Here is a 24,873-nt window from a genome sequence, read left to right on the forward strand (position 1 = left end):
CGCAATGTTCATCTGTTTGTAAGGCTATCTGTTCTCCGGTATTGTGCATAGCCTTAAGCTCAGGAGTTTTTTGCCCGCAAGGTTATCGAGGATGTCCCAGTCGAAGTTCGCGCTGCCGCGCAATGGTTTTACGTTTAAGCAGTTTTTTGTCGCCCACGATCGCTGTGCGATGAAAGTGGGTACCGACGGCATTTTACTCGGCGCATGGGCCCCCATCGCTCAGGTTAAGCGCGTGCTGGATATCGGCGCGGGCAGCGGTCTGTTAGCGCTGATGCTCGCGCAGCGAACCGGCGAGACGGTGATTGTGGATGCCGTGGAGCTGGATGAAGAGGCGGCAGAACAGGCGCGAGAAAACGCCGCGGATTCTCCCTGGGCCGATCGCCTGCAGATTCATCAGGCGGATATTCAGCAATGGCAGCCGCAGCAAACCCGCCGCTATGAGCTGATTGTCAGCAATCCGCCTTTTTTCGCTGAAGGCGTACCTTGCGCCACCTCGCAGCGCGAGCAGGCTCGCTATACCTCCTCCCTCGATCACGCAACATTATTAACCTGCGCCGCCGAGCTTATTACGGAGGAGGGGTTTTTCTGTGTCGTGCTTCCGGTCGACATTGGTAACGCCTTTGTGCAGCGGGCGCAGAATATGGGCTGGCATCTGCGTCTGCGTACCGACGTGGCGGAAACGGAAGTGCGCCCGCCGCATCGGGTTCTGTTGGCTTTTTCGCCGACGGCGGGGGAGGAGTGCTTTAGCGACAGATTGATCATCCGTGGGCCAGAGCAGCAGTATTCCGAAGGATTTACCGCTCTGACCCAGGACTTTTATCTTTTTATGTGAGCCAACGGCGAGAGCACCGACGGCCCGCTCTCCGGCAACTGGTCAGGATAGTCCAGCGTGTAGTGAAGCCCGCGGCTCTCTTTACGCAGCATGGCGCAGCGCACAATCAGCTCGGCAACCTGCACCAGGTTCCGCAGCTCCAGTAAATTATTGGAGACGCGGAAGCGGGCGTAGTATTCGTCCAGCTCCTGCTGCAGCATAGTAATGCGGCGCAGGGCGCGCTCAAGACGGCGGGTGGTGCGCACGATGCCGACATAATCCCACATCAGCAAGCGCAGCTCATGCCAGTTGTGCTGAATCACGACCAGTTCATCAGGTATTTCAACCTGGCTTTCGTCCCATGATGGCAGTTCATTGACTGCCTGCGCGAACGGCAGACGCTTAACGATATCTTCGGCGGCGGACCACCCGTAGACGAGGCACTCAAGCAACGAGTTTGATGCCATCCGGTTAGCGCCGTGTAATCCGGTATAGCTTACTTCGCCGATGGCATACAGCCCGTCGACGTCGGTGCGCCCGTGATCGTCAACCATGACGCCGCCGCAGGTGTAGTGCGCGGCAGGAACCACGGGCACCGCTTCTTTTGTCAGATCGATGCCCAGCCCCAGCAGCTTCTCGTAGATCATCGGGAAGTGGTGGCGAATAAATTCTGCCGGTTTATGGCTGATATCCAGATACATGCAGTCAGCGCCAAGGCGCTTCATCTCATGATCGATGGCTCTGGCGACGATATCGCGCGGAGCCAGCTCGCCGCGCTCGTCAAAGTCCGGCATAAACCGCGTGCCATCAGGGCGTTTCAACAGCGCGCCCTCGCCGCGCAGCGCTTCCGTCAGCAGGAAGTTGCGCGCTTGCGGATGGTACAGCGCGGTTGGGTGGAACTGATTAAATTCGAGGTTGGCGACCCGGCAGCCGGCACGCCAGGCCATCGCGATACCATCGCCGGAAGAGACGTCAGGATTCGTCGTATATTGATAAACTTTAGCCGCGCCGCCGGTAGCCAGCACCACGGCCTTTGCGCTACAGGTTTCAACCGCTTCTTTATTACGATTCCAGATCCACGCGCCCACCACCCGGCGCGTGCCGGGCAGGCCGATTTTATCGGAGATAATAAGGTCAACGGCGTTACTGCGTTCCAGTATGCGGATATTAGGGTGGGCCAGCGCCTGGCTCACCAGGGTAGTCTCAACGGCTTTACCGGTCGCATCGGCGGCGTGGAGAATTCTGCGGTGGCTGTGACCTCCCTCGCGGGTCAGATGGTAGCTCTCTTCGCCGTTCGCCTGAACCTGAGTATCAAACAGCACGCCCTGATCGATTAGCCACTGAACGCAGGGTTTAGCGTTGCTCGCCACGAATGAGACCGCATGGCGATCGCAAAGACCCGCTCCGGCTATCAACGTATCCTCGATGTGCGATTCAACGCTATCGGTTTCATCAAATACGGCGGCAATACCGCCCTGAGCGTAGAAAGTAGAACCTTCACTGATAGGGCCTTTGCTGAGAACCGTGACCGCGCAGCGTTCCGCCAGGCGTAAGGCAAGGGATAATCCGGCAGCGCCGCTGCCAATAATCAGCACATCACAGGAGGAATCGGAAGTTGTTTTCATGGCCTTTGTTTAATTTACTAAACACAATAAGCGAACAATAGCACCAGCCAGCGAGAAATCGTACATTTTTTTTACTCAGCGTTGTGAGGACTAAACATAGCGGCGTAATGAGGCGGGCTGTAAATGGAAAAAAGGTTTTGCGAAGCGGCTCGTGAGCTTCAGATTTTATAGTGAAATAAAAGCCGGGTTACGTTACCCTTCTGGCGGGTCTTGCGCTTTTTCTTATTATCTTACATATCGTTTAGCAACCGGGACATATAATGAGAGATAACAATCCGTCAGCCGGTGCCGGACGAAAAACAAAGGCGTAACGGAACTTTATTGTTTTCAGACACTCCAACCCTCTGCTTGCTCACTTGATGCAGTAATTGGGTGGTGTTTTTGAATACGCATGGGAATTGGGTTTGGGGAGACATTACCTCGGATGAGCGAGCAGTTAACGGATCAGGTCCTCGTTGAACGGGTCCAGAAAGGAGATCAGAAAGCATTTAACCTGCTGGTGGTGCGCTATCAGCATAAGGTTGCAAGTCTGGTCTCCCGCTACGTGCCGCCGGGCGATATCGCTGACGTTGTTCAGGAATCGTTCGTTAAAGCATGGCGTGCGCTGGATTCTTTCCGGGGGGATAGCGCTTTTTACACCTGGTTATATCGCATCGCCGTAAACACGGCGAAGAATTATCTGGTTGCTCAGGGACGCCGTCCGCCATCCAGCGATGTTGATGCGAATGATGCTGAAAACTTCGAAAGTGGCGGGGCATTGAAAGAAATTTCGAACCCTGAGAACTTAATGTTGTCAGAAGAGCTGAGACAAATAGTTTTTCGTACCATTGAATCGCTTCCGGAAGATTTACGCATGGCAATTACCTTGCGGGAGCTGGATGGCATGAGCTATGAAGAAATAGCCGCCATCATGGATTGTCCGGTGGGCACAGTGCGTTCGCGCATCTTCCGGGCGCGAGAGGCTATTGATAATAAAGTTCAACCGCTAATCAGGCGTTGACGATAGCGGAATACTGGAAAAGGGTATCAGGCATGCAGAAAGAAAAACTTTCGGCCTTAATGGATGGTGAAACGCTGGATAACGAACTGCTCAACGAGCTGGAGCGTTCATCTGAAATGCAAAAAACCTGGGAGAGCTACCATCTCATCCGCGATACGCTGCGAGGCGATACGAGTGAGGTGCTCCATTTTGATATCTCAGCTCGCGTCATGGCCGCCATTGAAAACGAGCCCGTTCGTCAGACGGTTCCTCTAATTCCTGAATCTCAGCCCGCACCGCACCAGTGGCGTCAGATGCCTTTCTGGCAAAAAGTACGCCCGTGGGCCAGCTCGCTTACCCAGATGGGCGTTGCCGCGTGCGTATCCCTTGCTGTGATTGTCGGCGTTCAGCAGTATAATGGCCAGTCTGATTCATCCCAGCAGCCAGAGGCGCCGGTGTTTAACACCATGCCGATGATGGGTAAGGCCAGCCCGGTCAGCCTGGGCGTGCCGGCGGATGCTTCGGCAGGTAGCGGTCAGCAGGCTCAGGTGCAGGAACAGCGCCGCAGAATTAATGCTATGCTGCAGGACTATGAATTGCAGCGTCGCCTGCATGCGGAACAGCTTCAGTTTGGCCAGGCCCAGACTCAGCAAGCCGCTGTTCAGGTGCCGGGCTATCAAACTTTAGGAACACAATCGCAGTAATGAAGCAACTTTGGTGTGCCATGTCGCTCATGGCAGGCAGCCTGTTCTTCTCCGTCAACGCCTCGGCTGATACATCGTCCGGGGCGTTGTTGCAGCAGATGAACCTGGCCAGCCAGTCCCTTAATTACGAGCTCTCTTTCGTCAGCATCAACAAGCAGGGTGTTGAGTCGCTGCGTTATCGACACGCTAAACTAAACAATCGCACCCTGGCACAGCTGCTCCAGCTTGACGGGCCGCGTCGGGAAGTGGTGCTGCGCGGAACGGAAATCAGCTATTTTGAGCCCGGACTCGATCCTTTCACCCTGAACGGCGACTATATCGTTGATTCGCTGCCTTCATTGGTCTACTCCGACTTTAAACGTCTGTCATCCTATTACGACTTCATTTCCGTGGGGCGGACGCGTATTGCCGATCGTTTATGCGATGTTGTGCGCGTCGTGGCTCGCGATGGCACCCGCTATAGCTATATCGCATGGTTAGATGCTGAAACTAAGCTGCCTCTGCGCGTTGATCTGCTTGATCGCGACGGCGAAACGCTTGAGCAGTTCCGCGTCGTCTCGTTCAACGTTGGCGATAACGTTAGCGCCAGTATGGAAACCCTGTCTAAGGCTAACCTGCCTCCGCAGCTGTCGGTGCCGGAAGGGGGCAATAAGGCCAACTTTAACTGGGCGCCAACCTGGCTGCCGCAGGGCGTGGCCGAAGTCTCCAGCAGCCAGCGTCGTCTGCCCACTTTCGATGGCCCGGTAGAGTCCCGTTTGTATTCCGACGGGCTGTTTAGTTTCTCTGTCAATATCAATCGCGCCACGGCAAATAGCAGCGATCAGCTGCTGCGTACCGGCCGTCGTACCGTGGCGACTACCGTGCGTGATAACGCAGAGATAACCATCGTTGGCGAGCTGCCGCCGCAAACGGCGAAGCGTATTTCCGATAGTATTAAATTCAGGGCAGTACAATGATTAAAGAGTGGGCGACGGTCGTTTCCTGGCAAAATGGCGTTGCGCTGGTGCACTGCGATGTGAAAGCCTCCTGCAGCAGCTGTGCTTCTCGCGCCGGTTGCGGAAGCCGGGTGCTGAATAAGCTTGGGCCGCAAACCAGCCATACCCTTAGCGTCCCCTGCGAACAGCCGCTGTCGGCCGGGCAAAAAGTCGAACTGGGCATTGCCGAAAGCAGCCTGCTCGGGTCGGCGGTATTGGTTTATATGGCGCCGTTAGTCGGTTTGTTCTTGATGGCATCGATATTCCAGGTGCTGTTTGCCAACGACTTTGCCTCGCTTTGCGGGGCAATTTTGGGCGGCGTTGGCGGGTTTCTGGTCGCTCGCGGTCTTTCGCCTGGCTTAGCCTCCCGGCAGTCGTGGCAGCCGGTTATTATCAGCGTCGGTTTACCGCCAGATTTAGTCCGCATCGAGACGCCTTCCTCCCAGCTGGGTCAGTGATTTCACTGGCCCTTATCTTTATTTACAACTCCCGCAAGAACTCATCGTTTACTCCGGTTATGCTAGCGGTAAGAGCATTTCCTGGTTTCGTGGATGTAGTGTAGAATGCGGCGTTTTCGGATTAAAAAACGTCAGGCACAGAACAGCGGCCTCATGATTCGCGTAAGGCATAATTAACTCTAAATATGAAGAATATACGTAACTTTTCCATCATCGCTCACATCGACCACGGTAAGTCGACATTGTCTGACCGTATTATCCAGATTTGCGGTGGCCTTTCCGATCGTGAAATGGCAGCCCAGGTTCTGGACTCCATGGATCTTGAACGTGAGCGCGGTATCACTATCAAGGCGCAGAGCGTCACCCTGGATTACAAAGCAACTGATGGCGAAACCTATCAGCTGAACTTTATCGACACCCCCGGCCACGTCGACTTCTCTTATGAAGTTTCTCGTTCGCTTGCCGCCTGTGAAGGCGCTTTGCTGGTGGTTGATGCCGGCCAGGGCGTCGAAGCCCAGACGCTGGCTAACTGCTATACGGCGATGGAAATGGACCTTGAAGTCGTACCGGTCCTGAACAAAATCGACCTGCCCGCAGCCGATCCGGAACGCGTAGCGGAAGAGATTGAAGACATCGTTGGTATTGATGCCACCGATGCGGTGCGCTGTTCAGCGAAGACCGGCGTTGGCGTACCGGACGTGCTGGAGCGCCTGGTGCGCGATATTCCGCCGCCGGAAGGCGATCCGGAAGCGCCGCTGCAGGCTCTGATTATCGACTCCTGGTTTGATAACTACCTCGGTGTCGTTTCTCTGGTGCGTATCAAAAACGGCACCATGCGCAAAGGCGATAAAATTAAGGTGATGAGTACCGGGCAGGTGTATAACGCCGATCGCCTGGGCATCTTCACGCCGAAGCAAGTGGACCGTACCGAGCTGAAATGCGGCGAGGTAGGCTGGCTGGTTTGCGCCATTAAAGACATCCTCGGCGCGCCGGTCGGCGATACGCTGACGCTTGCGCGCAACCCGGCAGATAAAGCACTGCCCGGCTTTAAAAAGGTGAAACCGCAGGTCTATGCCGGCCTGTTCCCGGTCAGCTCCGATGATTATGAAAACTTCCGCGACGCGCTGGGCAAACTGAGCCTCAACGATGCTTCTCTGTTCTATGAGCCGGAAAGCTCTACGGCGCTGGGCTTCGGTTTCCGCTGCGGCTTCCTGGGTCTTCTGCATATGGAGATCATCCAGGAGCGCCTGGAGCGTGAATACGATCTGGATCTGATCACCACGGCGCCGACGGTAGTCTATGAAGTCGAAACCACCTCGAAAGAGGTTATCTACGTCGACAGCCCGTCCAAGCTGCCGCCGCTGAACAATATTCAGGAGCTGCGCGAGCCGATCGCGGAGTGTCACATGCTGCTGCCGCAGGAGTTTTTGGGCAACGTCATCACCCTGTGTATCGAAAAACGCGGCGTACAGACCAACATGGTCTACCACGGCAATCAGGTTGCGCTGACCTATGAAATCCCGATGGCGGAAGTGGTGCTCGACTTCTTCGACCGACTGAAGTCTACCTCCCGCGGCTATGCATCGCTGGACTACAACTTCAAGCGCTTCCAGGCTTCCAACATGGTGCGTGTGGATGTGTTGATTAACGGCGAGCGTGTGGATGCGCTGGCGCTGATCACGCATAACGACAATGCGCCGTACCGCGGCCGCGAACTGGTAGAGAAGATGAAAGAGCTGATCCCGCGTCAGCAGTTCGATATCGCTATCCAGGCTGCCATCGGCAACCATATTATTGCCCGCTCTACCGTAAAACAGCTGCGTAAAAACGTTCTGGCGAAATGCTATGGCGGCGACGTCAGCCGTAAGAAAAAGCTGCTGCAGAAGCAGAAAGACGGTAAGAAACGCATGAAGCAGGTCGGTAACGTTGAGCTTCCGCAGGAAGCGTTCCTCGCCATTCTGCACGTTGGTAAAGACGGCAAATAACCCTAAGGAGTTGGCATGGCGAACATGTTTGCCCTGATCCTGGTCATCGCTACTGTGGTGACGGGTCTGTTGTGGTGCCTGGATAAGTTTATCTTTGCGCCAAAACGTCGCGAAAGTCAGGCCGCTGCGCAGGCGGCGACCGGCGACCAGTTGGACAAGAAAACGCTGAAAAAGGTCGGCCCGAAACCGGGCTGGCTGGAAACCGGCGCGTCAATCTTCCCGGTACTGGCGATTGTGCTGGTGGTTCGCTCATTCATTTATGAGCCCTTCCAGATCCCCTCCGGATCGATGATGCCGACGCTGCTGATCGGCGATTTTATTCTGGTTGAGAAGTTTGCCTACGGCATTAAAGATCCGATTTACCAGAAGACGCTGATCGAAACCGGACATCCGAAGCGCGGCGATATTGTCGTCTTTAAATATCCGCAAGATCCGCGCCTGGATTATATCAAGCGTGCGGTCGGTTTACCGGGTGATAAAGTGACTTACGATCCGATTGCCAAGCAGGTCACTATCCAGCCGGGCTGTAGTTCTGGCCAGGCCTGCGGCAATGCGCTGCCGGTCACTTACTCCAACGTTGAGCCGAGTGATTTCGTACAGACCTTCTCCCGCAGCAACGGCGGCGAAGCGACCAGCGGTTTCTGGCAACTGCCGAAAGGCGAGACGAAAGCCGATGGCATCCGTCTGACCGAACGTAAAGAGACGCTGGGCGAAGTGACGCACCGTATATTGACCGTACCGATTGCTCAGGACCAGATGGGGATGTATTACCATCAGTCCGGTCTGCCGCTGGCGACCTGGATTGTCCCGCCGGGGCAGTATTTTATGATGGGTGACAACCGCGATAACAGCGCCGATAGCCGTTATTGGGGCTTTGTGCCGGAAGCGAATCTGGTGGGTAAAGCAACCGCAATCTGGATGAGTTTCGAAAAACAGGAAGGCGAATGGCCTACCGGCGTACGTTTATCGCGTATCGGTAGTATCCAGTAAATTTTTCCTGCTTTATTCACGCTGCCGACGCAATAACGGCAGCGTGAATTATTTAAAATTTAAATCTATTCAAACTAACGACATCCCTTGTCGTTGCGTATAGAATATCCCCCCGAAGTTTTAGGTTGTCTCTCGTAAGATTGACACAGCACACGAAACCGCGTTGGTTTTTACTCAGGTCGGTTTCGTGTGCTGCATTTTTGACGCATTCATCTATTGGTAACGCATGAACCCCATCGTAATTAATCGGCTTCAACGGAAGCTGGGCTACACTTTTCATCATCAGGAGCTGTTGCAACAGGCATTAACTCACCGCAGTGCCAGCAGCAAACATAATGAGCGCCTGGAATTTTTAGGCGACTCAATATTGAGCTTTGTGATCGCGAACGCGCTCTATCATCGTTTCCCTCGGGTAGACGAAGGCGATATGAGCCGCATGCGCGCGACCCTGGTACGAGGCAACACGCTGGCAGAAATTGCCCGCGAGTTCGAATTAGGTGAATGTCTGCGTCTTGGGCCGGGTGAACTGAAAAGCGGGGGCTTTCGCCGTGAATCTATACTGGCGGACACCGTTGAAGCGTTAATCGGCGGGATTTTCCTCGACAGCGATATTCAGAACGTTGAGCGCCTTATTCTCTCCTGGTACCAGAGTCGTCTGGATGAAATCAGCCCGGGCGACAAGCAAAAAGATCCGAAGACGCGCTTGCAGGAGTATCTGCAGGGGCGCCATCTGCCGCTGCCGTCTTACCTGGTGGTACAGGTTCGCGGTGAAGCGCACGATCAGGAATTTACTATCCACTGCCAGGTTAGCGGCCTGAGTGAACCGGTGGTTGGCACGGGTTCTAGCCGTCGCAAGGCGGAGCAGGCTGCCGCCGAACAGGCGCTGAAAAAGCTGGAGCTGGAATGAGCGAAGAAAAGAACTACTGCGGATTTATTGCCATCGTTGGTCGTCCAAACGTGGGCAAATCCACATTGCTGAACAAGCTGCTCGGGCAGAAGATCTCGATTACTTCCCGAAAAGCGCAGACGACGCGTCACCGCATCGTTGGTATTCATACTGAAGGCCCGTATCAGGCGATCTACGTCGATACCCCGGGCCTGCATATGGAAGAAAAACGCGCGATTAACCGTCTGATGAACAAAGCGGCAAGCAGCTCCATTGGCGACGTAGAGCTGGTTATTTTCGTCGTTGAAGGTACCCGCTGGACGCCGGACGACGAGATGGTGCTCAACAAGCTGCGCGATGGTAAAGCGCCGGTGATTCTGGCGGTCAACAAAGTCGATAACGTACAGGAAAAAGCCGATCTTCTGCCGCACCTGCAGTTCCTTGGCAGCCAGATGAACTTCCTTGATATCGTGCCGATTTCCGCGGAAACGGGGCTGAACGTTGATACCATCGCCGGTATCGTGCGTAAGCATCTGCCGGAAGCGATTCATCACTTCCCGGAAGATTACATCACCGACCGCTCTCAGCGCTTTATGGCTTCCGAGATCATTCGTGAAAAGCTGATGCGTTTCCTCGGCGCTGAACTGCCGTATTCCGTTACCGTGGAAATCGAACGTTTTGTAACCAACGAGCGCGGCGGCTACGATATCAACGGTCTGATTCTGGTTGAGCGTGAAGGGCAGAAGAAGATGGTGATTGGCAACAAAGGGGCCAAAATCAAAACCATCGGTATCGAAGCGCGTAAAGACATGCAGGATATGTTTGAAGCGCCGGTTCACCTCGAGCTGTGGGTGAAAGTGAAGTCCGGCTGGGCTGATGACGAACGCGCGCTGCGCAGTCTCGGTTACGGCGACGATCTCTAAGTTTGGATACTCTATGGCTTTCGAGGTGCAGGACAAAACACAAAGTGTTTTGAACAGCGCTTGCGCTGGCTGCGAAGGAGCGAGGCCAGAGGCTGAGTCACGCGGCAAGACCGCGAGTCCCCGGAAGCTTACTTCAGTAAGTGACTGGGGTGAGTGGGCGCAGCCAACGCACCTGCGGCTTGAAAGACGACGAGTATGATGGAAGGCTGGCAACGCGCTTTCGTACTGCATAGCCGTCCCTGGAGCGAAACCAGCCTGATGCTGGACGTCTTCACGGAAGAATCCGGCCGCGTGCGCCTTGTGGCTAAAGGCGCACGTTCCAAACGTTCGAACCTCAAAGGCGCGCTTCAGCCTTTTACTCCCTTACTGCTTCGCTTTGGCGGGCGCGGCGAAGTCAAAACGCTGCGCAGCGCGGAAGCCGTCTCGCTGGCGCTCCCTCTCAGCGGCATCACGCTCTACAGCGGCCTTTACGTCAACGAACTTCTCTCTCGCGTGCTTGAGCATGAAACGCGCTTTTCCGAACTCTTCTTCGATTATTTGCACTGTATCCAGTCTCTGGCTGGCGCAAGCGGCTCGCCGGAACCGGCGCTACGGCGTTTTGAACTGGCGCTGCTGGGGCATCTGGGATATGGCGTGGATTTCCTGCACTGCGCCGGCAGCGGAGAAGCGGTTGACGACGCAATGACCTATCGCTACCGTGAAGAAAAAGGCTTTATCGCCAGCGTGGTTATTGATAACAACACCTTTACCGGGCACCATCTTAAGGCGCTGGCGAGCCGTGAATTTCCGGACAGCGATGCGCTGCGCGCGGCAAAGCGTTTCACCCGTATCGCCCTGAAGCCCTATCTGGGCGGGAAGCCGCTAAAAAGTCGCGAGCTTTTTCGTCAGTTTTTGCCCGCGCGGGCAGCGCGAGCCGATAAAACAAATAACGATTAACGAGGATTGTCATGGCTGAATTACTGTTGGGGGTCAATATTGACCACATTGCGACATTACGCAACGCTCGCGGTACCGCTTATCCGGATCCGGTACAGGCGGCCTTTATCGCCGAGCAGGCCGGCGCTGACGGTATTACCGTCCATCTGCGCGAAGATCGTCGCCATATTACCGATCGCGATGTCCGTATTTTGCGCCAGACGCTGGATACCCGCATGAACCTTGAGATGGCGGTGACGGAAGAGATGCTGAAGATTGCCTGTGAGACTCAGCCCCATTTTTGCTGCCTGGTACCGGAAAAACGTCAGGAAGTGACCACCGAAGGTGGACTGGACGTGGCGGGCCAGCTCGACAAAATGCGCGACGCCTGTAAACGCCTTGCCGATGCCGGTATCCTGGTTTCGCTGTTTATTGACGCGGACAACGCGCAAATTAAGGCGGCAGCGGACGTTGGCGCGCCTTATATCGAAATTCACACCGGATGCTACGCTGATGCGCAAACTGACGCTGAGCAGGCAAAAGAGCTGGAGCGTATTGCCAAAGCGGCGACCTATGCCGCCAGCCTGGGGCTGAAGGTTAATGCCGGTCACGGTTTGACCTACCATAACGTGAAGGCCATTGCCGCGCTGCCGGAAATGCACGAGCTGAACATCGGCCACGCGATTATTGGCCGTGCGGTGATGAGCGGCCTGAAAGAGGCGGTGGCGGAAATGAAGCGCTTGATGCAGGAAGCGCGCGCCTGATGGCCATTCTCGGACTGGGTACTGATATTGTAGAAATTGCCCGTATTGAAGCGGTAATTGCCCGCAGCGGCGATCGTCTGGCGCGTCGCGTCCTGAGCGATAGCGAGTGGGCGATATGGGAACAGCATCAGCAGCCGGTCCGTTTTCTGGCCAAGCGTTTTGCCGTTAAAGAAGCGGCGGCCAAGGCGCTTGGTACCGGCATCCGCAATGGGCTGGCGTTTAATCAGTTTGAGGTTTACAACGACGAGCTGGGTAAGCCAAAGCTGCGATTGTGGGGCGAAGCGAAGAGTCTGGCCGAGCGCATGGGCGTAAGCAGCATTCACGTGACGCTGGCCGACGAGCGTCACTATGCCTGCGCCACGGTGATTATCGAAAGCTAGAGTGTTACAGGCCGGAGAGGTCGGTTAACGCCGCCATCCGGCAATATCACAGTTTGTCCGCGTGGTGCAGCAGGACAAACTTATCCCACAGCTGCTCTTCATTTTCGTTATGGGCCGGATCTTTCAGAATGGTATTTGGGATCGGGCACACCTTCTGGCAGGTCGGCGTATCATAGTGGCCAACGCATTCGGTGCAGCGATCGCTGTTAATTTCATAAATGCTATCACCCATGGATATCGCCTCATTCGGGCACTCCGGCTCGCACATATCGCAGTTGATGCATTTTTTGGTGATTAACAGCGCCATCAGGAAATTCTCAGAAACAACACAAACAGGGCGGGCATTATACGCCCATTTTTCGCCCGGGCCAGCTCTTTTCAACCGCGGTGCGACCATCCGCAGCGGAGAAATTTTGCCCGGCCTGAGCCAATAAGAGAGTGTGTGCTTTTGACAGCGGGCAGGGCACCCGGGGTTACACCAGCTTTTTCACCAGCGCTTCGCTATGGCGAATCCGCTCCGGAGCGTGCTCAAGATCCTGCTGCACCAGCCCCATAAACAGAAGATCGGTCAACATCATTTGCGCGCTGGTGGAGGAGATCGCAGCGCTACGCGTGGCCTGCTCTTCCGCAATGGTGTACAGGCACAGCGTTGCCTGCTGCTGAAGCGCGTTGGGGTTAAAGCCAGTGATCGCCAGGATCTGGCTTCCTACCCGCAGCGCTTCACCGGCCGCCATATTGATCTCGCGTCGTTCACCGGAATAGGAGATGGCCAGCAGCAGATCGTCCGGAGACATCGCCTGTACCGTCGCCAGCAGGGCGTGCATATCCTGTTCTGATACCGCGTTAATACCGATTTTCATCAGCTTCCAGCTAAAGTTTCTCGCCACCAGGCCCGACGCGCCGATGCCGGTAATGATGACCCGACGGGCGTGGCGCAACAGCGTGACGGCTTCCAGCAGCTTCTCTTCGGTGTTGACGTCCAGCGAGGCGTGCATGGCCGCGACGTTATCTTTAATCAGCTTTTCGCCAACCAGGCGCAGGGGATCGTCGCCGCGAATCTGGTTATGCACCGGTACGGATTGCGGAGTCGGCGCACTTGCCAGGGCTTCGCTCAACGCCAGCTTTAACGCCGGGAAGCCTTTGAACCCCATCTTCTGCGCAAATTTCACTACGCTTGACTGGCTGACGCCGGCTTCGCCCGCCAGCTGCTGCGAGCTGAGGTGGCGGGTTTGATCCGGTTGAGCCAGAATGAAATCGGCCAGTTTTTTATCGCTTGCGGCCAACGTCGGATAGCGCTGGCGAATACGGGTCAAACAGTTCATAGCGGCTCCGGAGGACAGCTTCACCCTCGGCTGAAAGAATTTTGTATTCGATTATAAGAGGATTATCGCGAATTAAAAATTCTGTGCCTAAGATTTCTCGGCAAAGACGTTTTCTTAATACGGATTCAACAGCAGCGTATGTTTTCGCTATTGGCGACGTAAGGCTGTTAAGCTATTGGTTATCATGCGATCGTTCAGGGGAGTGGGTTTTGAATAGCAGCACGCGGAGAGTGGTTTTCTTTGATCTGGATGGAACCTTGCATCAGCAGGATATGTTCGGCAGCTTTTTGCGCTATGCCCTGCGCCATCAGCCGCTGAACGCGCTGCTGCTGCTTCCTTTATTGCCGGTTATCGCGGCCGGACTGATGTTATACGGTCGCGCCGCGCGCTGGCCGATGAGCCTGCTGCTCTGGGCATCAACCTTCGGACGCAGCGAGCAGCAGCTTAAACGCTTGGAGGCCAATTTTGTTCGCTGGTTTCGCCAGCACGTCACGGCATTCCCAGTTGTTCAGGCGCGGCTTAAACATTATCTGACCAGCACGGACGCTGACGTCTGGCTGATCACCGGTTCGCCGCAGTCGCTGGTTGAACAGGTCTATTTTGATACCGCCTGGCTGCCGCGGGTGAATCTGATCGCCAGCCGAATGGAGCGACGCTACGGCGGCTGGGGGTTAACCCTGCGCTGTCTCGGTAATGAAAAAGTGACGCAGCTGGAACAAAAGATCGGCGCACCGCTGCGCTTGTATAGCGGCTACAGCGACAGCGAGCAGGACAACCCGCTGCTCTCTTTTTGCCAGCACCGCTGGCGGGTAACGCCGCAGGGCGATCTTCAGCAGTTAGAATAGTGTGTAATACATAGCGCCCATGTATAATGCGCCCCGCTTTTCTGCAGGAGTGCCCGCTTTGTCTGACCATGAATTAAATGATGAATACTGGATGCGTCACGCCCTGACGCTGGCCAAACGCGCCTGGGAAGAGGGCGAGGTGCCGGTCGGCGCCGTGCTGGTGCATAATCATCAGGTCATCGGCGAGGGCTGGAACCGGCCCATCGGCCGCCACGATCCCACCGCGCACGCCGAGATTATGGCGCTGCGTCAGGGCGGGCTGGTGTTGCAAAACTATCGCCTGATTGACGCAACGCTGTACGTTACTCTCGAGCCCTGCGTGATGTGCGCCGGCGCAATGGTGCATAGCCGTATTTCCCGGCTGGTGTTTGGCGCCAGGGATGCGAAAACCGGCGCCGCAGGGTCGCTGATTGATGTGCTGCATCATCCGGGCATGAACCATCGGGTAGAAATAGCGGAAGGTGTTATGGCGGAGGCCTGTTCCGGCATGCTGAGCGATTTCTTCCGCTGGCGGCGGGAAGAGAAAAAAGCGCTAAAGCGAGCTGGCCAACAGGCGCAAGATTAATGCCCCATTCCGGGGATTTTTAATTTTGCGTTATCGACCAGCGTTTCGGCGCGAAAGTTAAAAAAGGACCTGGTGTACTGCTCTTCTTTATCCAGCTCATCCGGCATGACCGCCGGATAGTGTTCGCCTAAGGCCGCCATCTGCGCGTCTTTTTTCTCTTTTTCAGAGAGATAGCCCACGAGGCTGATATGATATTTGCGGATATTTTCGACGTAAGCGTAGGCTTCGTGCCCGCGTGCAAATCCGTACTTCAGTCGGCTGTAGTAGTTTTTCTGGCTTAGCAGCGGCAGACGCTGCTTCACATCCGCCCAGCTATTCGGGTTGCCTTTCTGCTTTTTGGTCAGCGCCATCGCGTCAAGCATGTGCGCGTAGCCCATATTATAAGCCGCCAGCGCAAACCAGATGCGCTCGTCCTGTGGGACCGACTCCGGCACTTTATTCATCATGTCCTGTAAATAACGCATGCCGCCGTCGAGGCTTTGCTCGGCGTCGGTACGATCGGTCAGGCCCAGGCTTTGCGCCGTATTGCGGGTCAGCATCATTATCCCGCGAACGCCCGTCGGAGAGGTGGCCTGCGGATCCCAGTGCGATTCCTGCCATGAGATAGCCGCCAGCAGCCGCCAGTCTATCTGTCGGGCGTATTTTTCAAACATCGGCTGCAGGTCAGGGAGGACGCTCTCCACGGCGCGCAGGAAGGTGCGGGTGTCAACGTAGTCAAAATCGTTGCCGTGGCCGAGGTATTTCTCCTCCAGCCTCGCCAGGGTGCCATCTTCGTTAATGTTATTGAAGAAATCGAGCATTGCCGCCGGCAGGGAATTATCCTCACCTTTTTCGCTAAACCAGGTGACCGGCTGTTCGTCGCTGATATCGAGGGCGACGGCCAGCTCCGGGTGGACGCGCTGGAACAGACTGACGGCGACCGAATCAGCGACGGTATAGTCGAGTTTGCCATCGATAACCGCCTGCATCAGCGCCGTCGTGCCGCGCTTATCGTCCACGTGCCACTCAAGGTCGGGATATTTTTGCTTTTTCAATGCCTGGAGATCGTTAATCGCCACGTGCCCGGGAGCGATGGCCAGCTGCGCGGCGGTGATGTTTGCCAGGGTGCGCGGACGCAGGTTGCCTTTGCGATACACCAGCTGTTGCGAAACGGAATAGTAGGTCGGCCCGACCTGATAGTTTTTCACCCGCTCGGAGTTGTAGACCAGCCCGGCTGCCAGCATGTCGGCTTTGCCTTCATCGAGGTCGTCGAATAGCTGGCTGATATTCTGCCTGACGGTGACTTTGAGCTCGACGCCGAGGTAGTCGGCAAACTGCTGCGCCAGCTCATAATCAAAACCGTAGGTCTTGTCATTGATGGTCGCGAAGGTCATCGGCGAATTAATGGTGCTGATTCGCAGTTCTCCGCGCGCCATGATCCCCGCCACGCGGTTTTCTGGTTTTCCCATCCACGGGAGAGACGGCCACAGGGCAGCCGCCAGCAGGAGGGTCACAATGCCGATGAGCAGATAATTAATCTTTAGTTTTTTCAGATAGTTAATCTTCTGCAGCTTCGCGTTCCTCAGCAGATTATGACCAGAAAAAGTAAAAGGTTGTCCTGGAATGAGCGGCATTTTGCTTAAGAATGCGCCAGTTGGCAACTTATTCGCGAGATGAGTCACATTAATTGATAAACCCCGGCAATCATTTTATTTCTACGCAAACGGTTTCGTCGGGGCGCAGGATTCACTATAATGGCGCCCGTTTCCCCCCTGGCTCACCATGAAAGCTTCGAAGACGAGAGACTTATGATGGAAATTTTGCGTGGTTCACCTGCACTGTCGGCATTCCGTATCAATAAACTGCTGGCACGTTTCCAGGCGGCCAACCTTCCGGTCAGCACCCTTTATGCCGAGTACGTTCATTTTGCCGACCTCAGCGCCCCGCTCAGCGGCGACGATCGCGAGAGCCTGGCAAGATTGCTCAAGTATGGCCCGAACTTAAGCAGCCATACCCCGACCGGCAAGCTACTGCTCGTTACCCCCCGTCCCGGCACCATCTCTCCCTGGTCTTCTAAAGCTACCGACATCGCCCATAACTGCGGCCTGTCACAGGTTTTGCGCCTGGAGCGCGGCGTGGCGTATTACGTCGAAGCGAGCAGCCTGAATGACGAACAGTGGTCGCAGGTGGCGGCCGAACTGCATGACCGCATGATGGAAAGCGTCTTTGGCGCGCTGGAAGAGGGTGAAAAACTCTTCGCCCACCATCAGCCAACCCCGGTCACCAGCGTTGATCTGCTGGGCCTGGGCCGTCAGGCGCTGATTGACGCCAACCTCCGTCTGGGGCTGGCGCTGGCGGATGATGAAATCGACTATTTGCAGGATGCTTTCCAGAAGCTGGGTCGCAACCCGAACGATATCGAACTCTATATGTTCGCGCAGGCTAACTCCGAGCACTGCCGACACAAGATTTTTAACGCCGACTGGGTCATTGATGGCGAAAAGCAGCCGAAGTCGCTGTTTAAAATGATCAAAAACACCTTCGAGAAAACCCCGGACTACGTGCTGTCTGCTTATAAAGACAACGCCGCGGTAATGGAAGGTTCAGCCGTGGGGCGCTACTTCGCCGACCACGAAACCGGCCGCTACGACTTCCACCAGGAAGACGCGCATATTCTGATGAAGGTCGAAACCCATAACCACCCGACGGCGATCTCTCCGTGGCCGGGCGCGGCGACCGGTTCCGGCGGCGAAATTCGCGATGAAGGCGCCACCGGGCGCGGCGCGAAGCCGAAAGCGGGTCTGGTGGGCTTCTCGGTTTCCAACCTGCGTATTCCGGGGTTTGAGCAGCCTTGGGAAGAGGATTTCGGTAAGCCGGAGCGTATCGTCACCGCGCTGGATATCATGACCGAAGGCCCGCTGGGCGGCGCGGCGTTTAACAACGAATTTGGTCGTCCGGCGCTCAACGGTTACTTCCGTACCTATGAAGAGAAAGTGAGCAGCCACAACGGCGAAGAGCTGCGCGGCTATCACAAGCCCATTATGCTGGCGGGCGGTATCGGCAACATTCGCGGCGAACACGTGCAGAAGGGCGAGATCGTCGTCGGCGCGAAGCTGATTGTTCTCGGCGGTCCGGCGATGAACATCGGTCTTGGCGGCGGCGCGGCCTCTTCAATGGCTTCCGGCCAGTCCGATGCCGATCTCGATTTCGCCTCCGTACAGCGCGACAACCCGGAAATGGAACGTCGTTGCCAGGAAGTTATCGACCGCTGCTGGCAGCTGGGCGACGCCAACCCGATTCTGTTTATCCACGACGTCGGCGCCGGCGGTCTGTCGAACGCGATGCCTGAACTGGTCAGCGACGGCGGACGCGGCGGTAAATTCCAGCTGCGCGATATCCTCAGCGATGAGCCGGGCATGAGCCCGCTGGAGATCTGGTGTAACGAATCGCAGGAACGTTATGTGCTGGCGGTCGCGCCGGAGCAGCTGCCGCTGTTTGATGAGCTGTGCCGCCGCGAACGCGCGCCGTATGCTGTGATTGGCGAAGCGACCGAAGCGCTGCATCTGAGCCTCGACGATACTCACTTTGACGATCGCCCGATCGACCTGCCGCTTGACGTGCTGCTGGGCAAAACGCCGAAAATGACCCGCGACGTGCAGACGCTCAAAGCCCAGGGCCAGAGTCTGGAACGCCAGGGAATCACTATTGCCGACGCGGTGAATCGCGTGCTGCACCTGCCGACCGTGGCGGAGAAAACCTTCCTCGTCACCATCGGCGACCGTACCGTCACTGGTATGGTGGCGCGCGATCAGATGGTGGGTCCGTGGCAGATCCCGGTGGCTAACTGCGCGGTGACCACCGCCAGTCTCGACAGCTACTATGGCGAAGCCATGTCTATTGGCGAGCGCGCGCCGGTGGCGCTGCTGGACTTTGCCGCTTCCGCCCGACTGGCGGTCGGCGAGGCGCTGACCAACATCGCGGCGACGCAGATTGGCGCGCTCAATCGCGTGAAGCTGTCGGCAAACTGGATGGCCGCAGCCGGTCACCCGGGCGAAGACGCCGGTTTATATGAAGCGGTAAAAGCGGTTGGCGAAGAGCTCTGTCCGGCCCTGGGACTGACCATTCCGGTGGGTAAAGACTCCATGTCGATGAAAACCCGCTGGCAGGAAGGCGCTGAACAGCGCGAGATGACCTCTCCGCTGTCGCTGGTGATTTCCGCCTTTGCTCGCGTGGAAGACGTACGCCGTACCGTCACCCCACAGCTCGCGACCGAAGACAACGCCCTGCTGCTGATTGATTTAGGCAAGGGGAACAATGCGCTGGGCGCGACCGCGCTGGCGCAGGTTTATCGTCAGCTTGGCGATGTGACCGCCGACGTGCGCGATGTCGCACAGCTGAAAGGCTTCTGGGACGCAATGCAGGCGCTGGTGGCCGAAGGTAAGCTGCTGGCGTGGCACGACCGGTCTGACGGTGGCCTGCTGGTCACGCTGGCCGAGATGGCCTTTACCGGCCACTGCGGCGTCAAGGTTGATATCGCCGCGCTCGGCGAGGATCGTCTGGCCGCGCTGTTTAACGAGGAGCTTGGCGGGGTGATTCAGGTTCGTGCCGCCGACCGCCAGGCGGTGGAAGCGCTGCTGGCCGCTCATGGTCTGGCGGATTGCGTTCACTATCTTGGCCAGGCCACGACGGGCGATCGCTTTGTCATCGAGGCCGACGGTCATCCGGTATTCAGCGAAAGCCGCACAACGCTGCGCATGTGGTGGGCAGAAACCACCTGGCAAATGCAGCGTCTGCGCGATAACCCGGAGTGCGCCGACCAGGAGCACGAGGCGAAAGCCAACGATGCCGATCCGGGCCTCAACGTGAAGCTCTCCTTCGATATCAATGAGGATATCGCTGCGCCTTATATTGCCACCGGCGCGCGTCCGAAGGTTGCGGTGCTGCGCGAGCAGGGCGTGAACTCCCATGTAGAAATGGCCGCGGCGTTCCATCGCGCGGGCTTTGATGCCATCGACGTGCACATGAGCGACCTGCTGGCGGGCCGTACCGGTCTTGCTGACTTCCAGGCGCTGGTGGCCTGCGGCGGCTTCTCCTACGGTGACGTTTTAGGCGCGGGTGAGGGCTGGGCGAAATCGATTCTGTTCAATGAGCGGGTTCGCGACGAATTTGCCACCTTCTTCCATCGTCCGCAAACCCTGGCGCTGGGCGTGTGCAACGGCTGCCAGATGATGTCTAACCTGCGCGAGCTGATCCCGGGCAGCGAGCTGTGGCCGCGCTTTGTGCGTAACCAGTCCGACCGCTTTGAAGCCCGCTTCAGCCTGGTTGAAGTGACCCAGAGCCCGTCTCTGCTGCTGCAGGGGATGGTGGGATCAATGATGCCGATTGCCGTATCCCACGGTGAAGGGCAGGTGGAAGTTCGCGATGGCGCGCATCTGGCGCAGCTGGAAAGTAAAGGCCTGGTGGCGCTGCGCTTTGTCGACAACGCTGGTAAGGTGACGGAAAACTATCCGGCTAACCCGAACGGTTCGCCGAACGGTATCACCGCGGTGACCAGCGAAAGCGGGCGCGCGACCATCATGATGCCGCACCCGGAACGCGTGTTCCGCACCGTGTCGAACTCCTGGCATCCGGAAAACTGGGGCGAAGACAGCCCGTGGATGCGTATTTTCCGCAACGCGCGTAAACAGCTGGGCTAAAACCGCTCACAAATCGCATTAAGCCTCCTGCCCGCGCAGGGGGCTTTTTTATTGGTGAGGCGTATCGACAGCAGGTGTCGGGGATCGCCGACAAACGCGCTATAGCGGTGTCGTCAAAAGGTGACACTTAACTTATTGATTTATAATAGCATTGCTAAACCATTCATCCGTTGTTGCTAATCAGCGACACTTTGCGCGAAAACCGACCATCATCATTCATGCCCATGAATAGTAAAAAGGTATTATATTTCATTGTGTTAATAAAATGTTTTGAGATGTGGCATAGTTCGTGCATAATTATAACCAGTGGCTCATTCACCTTCTTATGTCAGCCCCTTCGGGACGCGCTACATAAACTTCGAATGACGCACAAACAGGTGCCTGCCGTCCAACTCCTGATAACAGCTCCGCTTTATCAGTCATCGGGCGAAACGTCGAGTAAGGCACCGCCTCATTTCTTAATAAAGCCAGGCTCCTGTAGCCTGGCTTTATTATTTCCGGCGTAGATGTTTATTGCGTCCTCGGTTAGCATCGTCATGAGCTAATGATTGAGACCCTATCCGTGAAGCGACTCTCCCTTTTCCCCCGTTCGCTGCGCCAGCTGGTCACGCTATCCTTCGTGCTGATCCTGCTGCCGCTGCTGGTGCTGGCATGGCAGGCGTGGCAAAGCCTCAACGCGCTGAGCGCGCAGGCGGCGCATATCAACCGTACTACCCTTATCGACGCCCGCCGCAGCGAAGCGATGATCAACGCATCGCTGGAGATGGAACGTAGCTACCGTCAGTACTGCGTGCTGGACGATCCGACGCTGGCGCGGGTCTACCAGAATCAGCGCCAACGCTACAGCGAAATGCTTGATGCTCACGCGGGCGTCCTGCCCGATGAGAAAATCTGGCAGGCGCTGCGTCAGGATCTCGACGATCTGGCCGAGCTGCAGTGTAAAAATAGCGGTCCGGCGGCGAAGTCAGCCGCCAGCCTGGAAGCGTTTGCCTCGGCCAATAGCGACATGGTGCAGGCAACCCGAACGGTGGTCTATTCGCGCGGGCAGCAGCTGCAGCAGGAAATCGCCGAGCGCGGGCAGTTCTTCGGCTGGCAGGCGCTGGTGCTGTTCCTGCTCAGCCTGGCGCTGGTGCTGCTGTTCACCCGCATGATTATCGGCCCGGTGAAGGGCATTGAGAGAATGATCAACCGACTGGGGGAGGGGAAGTCGCTGGACGACGCCGCGCTGTTTACCGGTCCACGCGAGCTGCGCTCCGTCGGTAAACGCATTATCTGGCTGAGCGAACGCCTTGCCTGGCTGGAATCCCAGCGTCATCAGTTCCTGCGCCATCTTTCCCATGAGCTGAAAACGCCGCTGGCCAGCATGCGCGAAGGGACGGAGCTGCTTGCCGACCGGGTGGCCGGGCCGCTGACGCCCGAGCAGCAGGAGATCGTTGAAATTCTCGATAACAGCAGCCGCAACCTGCAAAAGCTGATCGAGCAGCTGCTGGATTACAACCGTAAACAGGCCGATGGCCCGATTGCGCGCGAGACGGTAAACCTGGCCGAACTGGTGGAAAATGTGGTTTCTGCCCATAGCCTGCCGGCAAGAGCTAAAATGATGCATACCGAACTGTTGCTCAGCGAGCGTTTATGCGAAGCGGAGCCCGCTCTGCTGGTGAGCGTCCTGGATAATCTCTACTCCAATGCGGTGCACTATGGTGCTGAATCCGGTAACATTCGCATTCATAGCTATCGGCACGGCGAGCAGGTGCGCATTGACGTCATTAACGACGGCGAGCCGATCCCGCCCGCAGAGAGAAACATGATTTTTGAGCCTTTTTATCAGGGAAGCCACCAGCGTAAAGGGGCGGTAAAAGGCAGCGGTCTGGGGCTGAGCATTGCCCGCGACTGCGTACGGCAAATGCAGGGCGAGCTGAGCCTGGTTGATGATAAATCAGGGCTAATCTGTTTTCGTATCACGCTCCCCGTCGCCGAGTCTGGACAAAATAACGTATAACTATCGGGTGAATATGTCCCACTTCTTCGCACTTGTCCGTCCCCTCAGGGGATGGCTGCTGTCAGGCATGTCCTGCCTGGCGCTGGCGGGATGTTCCGCCTCTACATCACCACACGCCGCGGATGGTAAAACGCTCTCCGTGCTGCCGCAGCATCAGGTCGCCGATTTTCTTTCGGTGGAGTGCGCCGACATCTGGAGCCTGCAAAGCGAGGCCAGTGATAAAAACCCGCTTTACTGGCTGCGGGGAATTGACTGCGCGGATCGCCTTGCTCCGGTACAGGCGCGGGCTGAAGCCCGGCAGCACGATGCCAACAGCTGGCAGGATGCCTTTAAACGCGGCATTTTACTGGCCGATGCCAAAATTACGCCCAACGAACGTCGCGATCTGGTAGCCAGTCTGGATGCCTTCAGCCCGCAAATCGCCGCCCAGGTTCGCCCGCTTTATCAGCTCTGGCGCGATGCCCAGGGCCGGCAGCTTCAGCTGATTGAGGAGCGCTCCCGCTACGCCAAATTGCAGCAGTCAAGCGATGCGGAGCTGGAGACGCTGCGTCAGCAGGAAATTGAACTTCGCAGTCAGCTCGAACTGACGACCCGCAAGCTGGAGAATCTCACCGACATCGAGCGCCAGCTCTCCAGCCGTAAACCCGGCGGGAACTTCAGCCCGGACGCCGGGTACGGCGGCGAGAAGGTCCCGGAGGTGATTCATGACGATCCGTAAACCCGCTCGCCTGCTGCTGGTGGACGACGATCCGGGGCTGCTGAAGCTGCTGGGCATGCGTCTTGTCAGCGAAGGATACAGCGTACTGACCGCCGAGAGCGGGCCGGAGGCCCTGCGCACCCTGAGCCGTGACAAAGTCGACCTGGTAGTCAGCGACCTGCGGATGGACGAGATGGACGGCCTCCAGCTGTTCAGCGAAATCCAGAAGGTTCAGCCGGGAATGCCGGTGATCATTCTCACCGCGCACGGTTCCATTCCGGACGCCGTTGCCGCGACCCAGCAGGGCGTATTTAGCTTTCTCACCAAGCCGGTGGATAAAGACGCTCTGTATAAAGCGATTGATGACGCGCTGGAGCAGAGCGCGCCCACCACCGATGAGCGCTGGCGCCAGGCGATTGTGACCCGCAGCCCGCTGATGGAGCGTCTGCTGGAGCAGGCCGGGATGGTGGCGCAGTCGGACGTCAGCGTACTGATTAACGGCCAGAGCGGTACCGGCAAGGAGATTGTCGCCCAGGCAATTCATAACGCCAGCCCGCGCCGCGATAAACCTTTTGTCGCCATTAACTGCGGCGCGCTTCCCGAGCAGCTGCTGGAGTCAGAACTGTTTGGCCACGCCCGCGGCGCTTTTACCGGCGCGGTCAGCAATCGCGAGGGGCTATTCCAGGCTGCAGAAGGCGGGACCCTGTTTCTTGATGAAATCGGCGATATGCCGGTGGCGCTGCAGGTTAAACTGCTGCGCGTTCTGCAGGAGCGTAAAGTGCGCCCGCTGGGCAGCAACCGCGATATCGACATTGATGTGCGGATTATTTCTGCGACCCATCGCGACCTGCCGAAGGCCATGGCGCGCGGCGAGTTTCGCGAAGATCTGTTTTATCGTCTCAACGTGGTGAATCTGAAAATCCCGCCGCTGGCCGAGCGTACGGAAGATATTCCGCTGCTGGCGAACCATCTGCTGCGCCAGTCCGCCGATCGCCACAAACCCTTTGTTCGCGCGTTCTCCACCGATGCGATGAAGCGGCTGATGGCCGCAAAATGGCCGGGCAACGTGCGCCAGCTGGTGAACGTGATTGAGCAGTGCGTGGCGCTAACCTCTTCGCCGGTCATTAGCGACGCCCTGGTGGAGCAGGCGCTGGAAGGGGAAAACACCGCGCTGCCAACCTTTGTTGAGGCGCGGAATCAGTTTGAGCTCAATTACCTGCGCAAGCTGCTGCAAATCACTAAAGGCAACGTCACGCATGCGGCGCGGATGGCGGGGCGCAACCGCACCGAATTTTATAAGCTGCTGTCGCGCCACGAGCTCGACGCTAACGACTTTAAAGAGTAGCTCCGTGTGATGACGCAAGTTATGATACGGT

22 protein-coding genes are annotated in these 24,873 nt (G+C 56.9%); 18 read left to right on the plus strand and 4 right to left on the minus strand.

Annotated elements, in window-relative coordinates:
- Nucleotides 1–91 precede the first annotated feature (91 nt).
- Nucleotides 92–832, plus strand: coding sequence for a tRNA1(Val) (adenine(37)-N6)-methyltransferase (locus ABLU67_RS11365; RefSeq protein WP_014230403.1), 741 nt, complete (start codon nt 92–94; stop codon nt 830–832).
- On the opposite strand, the gene nadB is transcribed toward ABLU67_RS11365, so the two are convergent.
- Complete coding sequence (nadB, locus tag ABLU67_RS11370; RefSeq protein WP_004853280.1) at nt 817–2,436, minus strand: L-aspartate oxidase; 1,620 nt, start codon at nt 2,434–2,436, stop codon at nt 817–819. The two genes, ABLU67_RS11365 and nadB, sit on opposite strands and share 16 nt — an antisense overlap.
- 424 nt (nt 2,437–2,860) lie before the next feature.
- On the opposite strand from nadB, the gene rpoE reads away from it, so the two are divergent.
- From rpoE to acpS, 11 genes are all read left to right on the plus strand, one after another.
- Nucleotides 2,861–3,436 (plus strand): RNA polymerase sigma factor RpoE, encoded by a 576-nt coding sequence (gene rpoE / locus ABLU67_RS11375; RefSeq protein WP_004104583.1) that lies wholly within the window; start codon nt 2,861–2,863, stop codon nt 3,434–3,436.
- A 32-nt stretch (nt 3,437–3,468) separates the two neighbouring features.
- A complete protein-coding gene (gene rseA / locus ABLU67_RS11380) occupies nt 3,469–4,119 on the plus strand; it encodes an anti-sigma-E factor RseA (RefSeq protein WP_004853279.1) in 651 nt (216 codons plus the stop codon).
- A complete protein-coding gene (gene rseB / locus ABLU67_RS11385) occupies nt 4,119–5,075 on the plus strand; it encodes a sigma-E factor regulatory protein RseB (protein ID WP_004853278.1) in 957 nt (318 codons plus the stop codon). The genes rseA and rseB overlap by 1 nt, the downstream gene beginning before the upstream one ends.
- Entirely contained in the window at nt 5,072–5,551 is a 480-nt protein-coding gene (rseC, locus tag ABLU67_RS11390; RefSeq protein WP_025106579.1) for a SoxR-reducing system protein RseC, read from the plus strand. The genes rseB and rseC overlap by 4 nt, the downstream gene beginning before the upstream one ends.
- Before the next feature lie 185 nt (nt 5,552–5,736).
- On the plus strand, nt 5,737–7,536 hold the full coding sequence (lepA, locus tag ABLU67_RS11395; protein ID WP_004853275.1) for a translation elongation factor 4: 1,800 nt from the start codon (nt 5,737–5,739) through the stop codon (nt 7,534–7,536).
- Between the two features lie 15 nt (nt 7,537–7,551).
- Nucleotides 7,552–8,526: a signal peptidase I gene (lepB, locus tag ABLU67_RS11400; protein ID WP_224384639.1), complete on the plus strand. Its 975-nt coding sequence runs from the start codon at nt 7,552–7,554 to the stop codon at nt 8,524–8,526.
- A gap of 226 nt (nt 8,527–8,752) precedes the next feature.
- Nucleotides 8,753–9,433, plus strand: coding sequence for a ribonuclease III (rnc, locus tag ABLU67_RS11405; RefSeq protein ID WP_004104573.1), 681 nt, complete (start codon nt 8,753–8,755; stop codon nt 9,431–9,433).
- Entirely contained in the window at nt 9,430–10,335 is a 906-nt protein-coding gene (gene era, locus ABLU67_RS11410) for a GTPase Era (RefSeq protein ID WP_004104571.1), read from the plus strand. The genes rnc and era overlap by 4 nt, the downstream gene beginning before the upstream one ends.
- Before the next feature lie 198 nt (nt 10,336–10,533).
- Nucleotides 10,534–11,271: a DNA repair protein RecO gene (gene recO / locus ABLU67_RS11415; protein WP_004853269.1), complete on the plus strand. Its 738-nt coding sequence runs from the start codon at nt 10,534–10,536 to the stop codon at nt 11,269–11,271.
- 11 nt (nt 11,272–11,282) lie between these two features.
- The gene (pdxJ, locus tag ABLU67_RS11420) at nt 11,283–12,014 is read left to right on the plus strand and encodes a pyridoxine 5'-phosphate synthase (protein ID WP_014230400.1); all 732 of its coding nucleotides are present in this window, start codon (nt 11,283–11,285) and stop codon (nt 12,012–12,014) included.
- Nucleotides 12,014–12,394 (plus strand): holo-ACP synthase, encoded by a 381-nt coding sequence (gene acpS, locus ABLU67_RS11425; protein ID WP_014230399.1) that lies wholly within the window; start codon nt 12,014–12,016, stop codon nt 12,392–12,394. The genes pdxJ and acpS overlap by 1 nt, the downstream gene beginning before the upstream one ends.
- A gap of 46 nt (nt 12,395–12,440) precedes the next feature.
- Here acpS and ABLU67_RS11430 read toward each other — a convergent pair whose 3' ends face one another.
- Both ABLU67_RS11430 and ABLU67_RS11435 read right to left on the minus strand, forming a co-directional pair.
- Nucleotides 12,441–12,701 carry a YfhL family 4Fe-4S dicluster ferredoxin gene (locus ABLU67_RS11430; protein ID WP_004114478.1) on the minus strand — a complete coding sequence of 87 codons (261 nt, stop codon included), beginning with the start codon at nt 12,699–12,701 and terminating at the stop codon, nt 12,441–12,443.
- 166 nt (nt 12,702–12,867) lie between these two features.
- A complete protein-coding gene (locus ABLU67_RS11435; protein WP_014230398.1) occupies nt 12,868–13,716 on the minus strand; it encodes a MurR/RpiR family transcriptional regulator in 849 nt (282 codons plus the stop codon).
- A gap of 209 nt (nt 13,717–13,925) precedes the next feature.
- Between ABLU67_RS11435 and yfhb the strand changes: the two genes are divergently transcribed.
- Together yfhb and tadA are read left to right on the plus strand one after the other, a co-directional pair.
- Nucleotides 13,926–14,561 carry a phosphatidylglycerophosphatase C gene (yfhb, locus tag ABLU67_RS11440; RefSeq protein ID WP_004853258.1) on the plus strand — a complete coding sequence of 212 codons (636 nt, stop codon included), beginning with the start codon at nt 13,926–13,928 and terminating at the stop codon, nt 14,559–14,561.
- 58 nt (nt 14,562–14,619) lie between these two features.
- Nucleotides 14,620–15,126, plus strand: a complete 507-nt coding sequence (gene tadA / locus ABLU67_RS11445; protein WP_014230397.1) for a tRNA adenosine(34) deaminase TadA — start codon at nt 14,620–14,622, stop codon at nt 15,124–15,126.
- Here tadA and mltF read toward each other — a convergent pair.
- Complete coding sequence (gene mltF / locus ABLU67_RS11450) at nt 15,123–16,739, minus strand: membrane-bound lytic murein transglycosylase MltF (RefSeq protein ID WP_014839219.1); 1,617 nt, start codon at nt 16,737–16,739, stop codon at nt 15,123–15,125. The genes tadA and mltF overlap by 4 nt on opposite strands.
- A gap of 174 nt (nt 16,740–16,913) precedes the next feature.
- Here mltF and purL point away from each other — a divergent pair, with 174 nt between their 5' ends.
- The 4 genes from purL (at nt 16,914) to glrR (ending at nt 24,842) form a co-directional block, all read left to right on the plus strand.
- Nucleotides 16,914–20,801 (plus strand): phosphoribosylformylglycinamidine synthase, encoded by a 3,888-nt coding sequence (gene purL / locus ABLU67_RS11455; protein WP_348852299.1) that lies wholly within the window; start codon nt 16,914–16,916, stop codon nt 20,799–20,801.
- Between the two features lie 562 nt (nt 20,802–21,363).
- On the plus strand, nt 21,364–22,800 hold the full coding sequence (locus tag ABLU67_RS11460; protein ID WP_025106584.1) for a HAMP domain-containing sensor histidine kinase: 1,437 nt from the start codon (nt 21,364–21,366) through the stop codon (nt 22,798–22,800).
- Between the two features lie 13 nt (nt 22,801–22,813).
- A complete protein-coding gene (gene qseG, locus ABLU67_RS11465; RefSeq protein WP_348852300.1) occupies nt 22,814–23,518 on the plus strand; it encodes a two-component system QseEF-associated lipoprotein QseG in 705 nt (234 codons plus the stop codon).
- Complete coding sequence (glrR, locus tag ABLU67_RS11470) at nt 23,505–24,842, plus strand: two-component system response regulator GlrR (protein ID WP_014230390.1); 1,338 nt, start codon at nt 23,505–23,507, stop codon at nt 24,840–24,842. The genes qseG and glrR overlap by 14 nt, the downstream gene beginning before the upstream one ends.
- The last annotated feature ends 31 nt before the right edge of the window (nt 24,843–24,873 follow it).

It is taken from the genome of Klebsiella sp. GN_Kp190, assembly GCF_040061795.1.
Classification (GTDB): domain Bacteria; phylum Pseudomonadota; class Gammaproteobacteria; order Enterobacterales; family Enterobacteriaceae; genus Klebsiella; species Klebsiella michiganensis.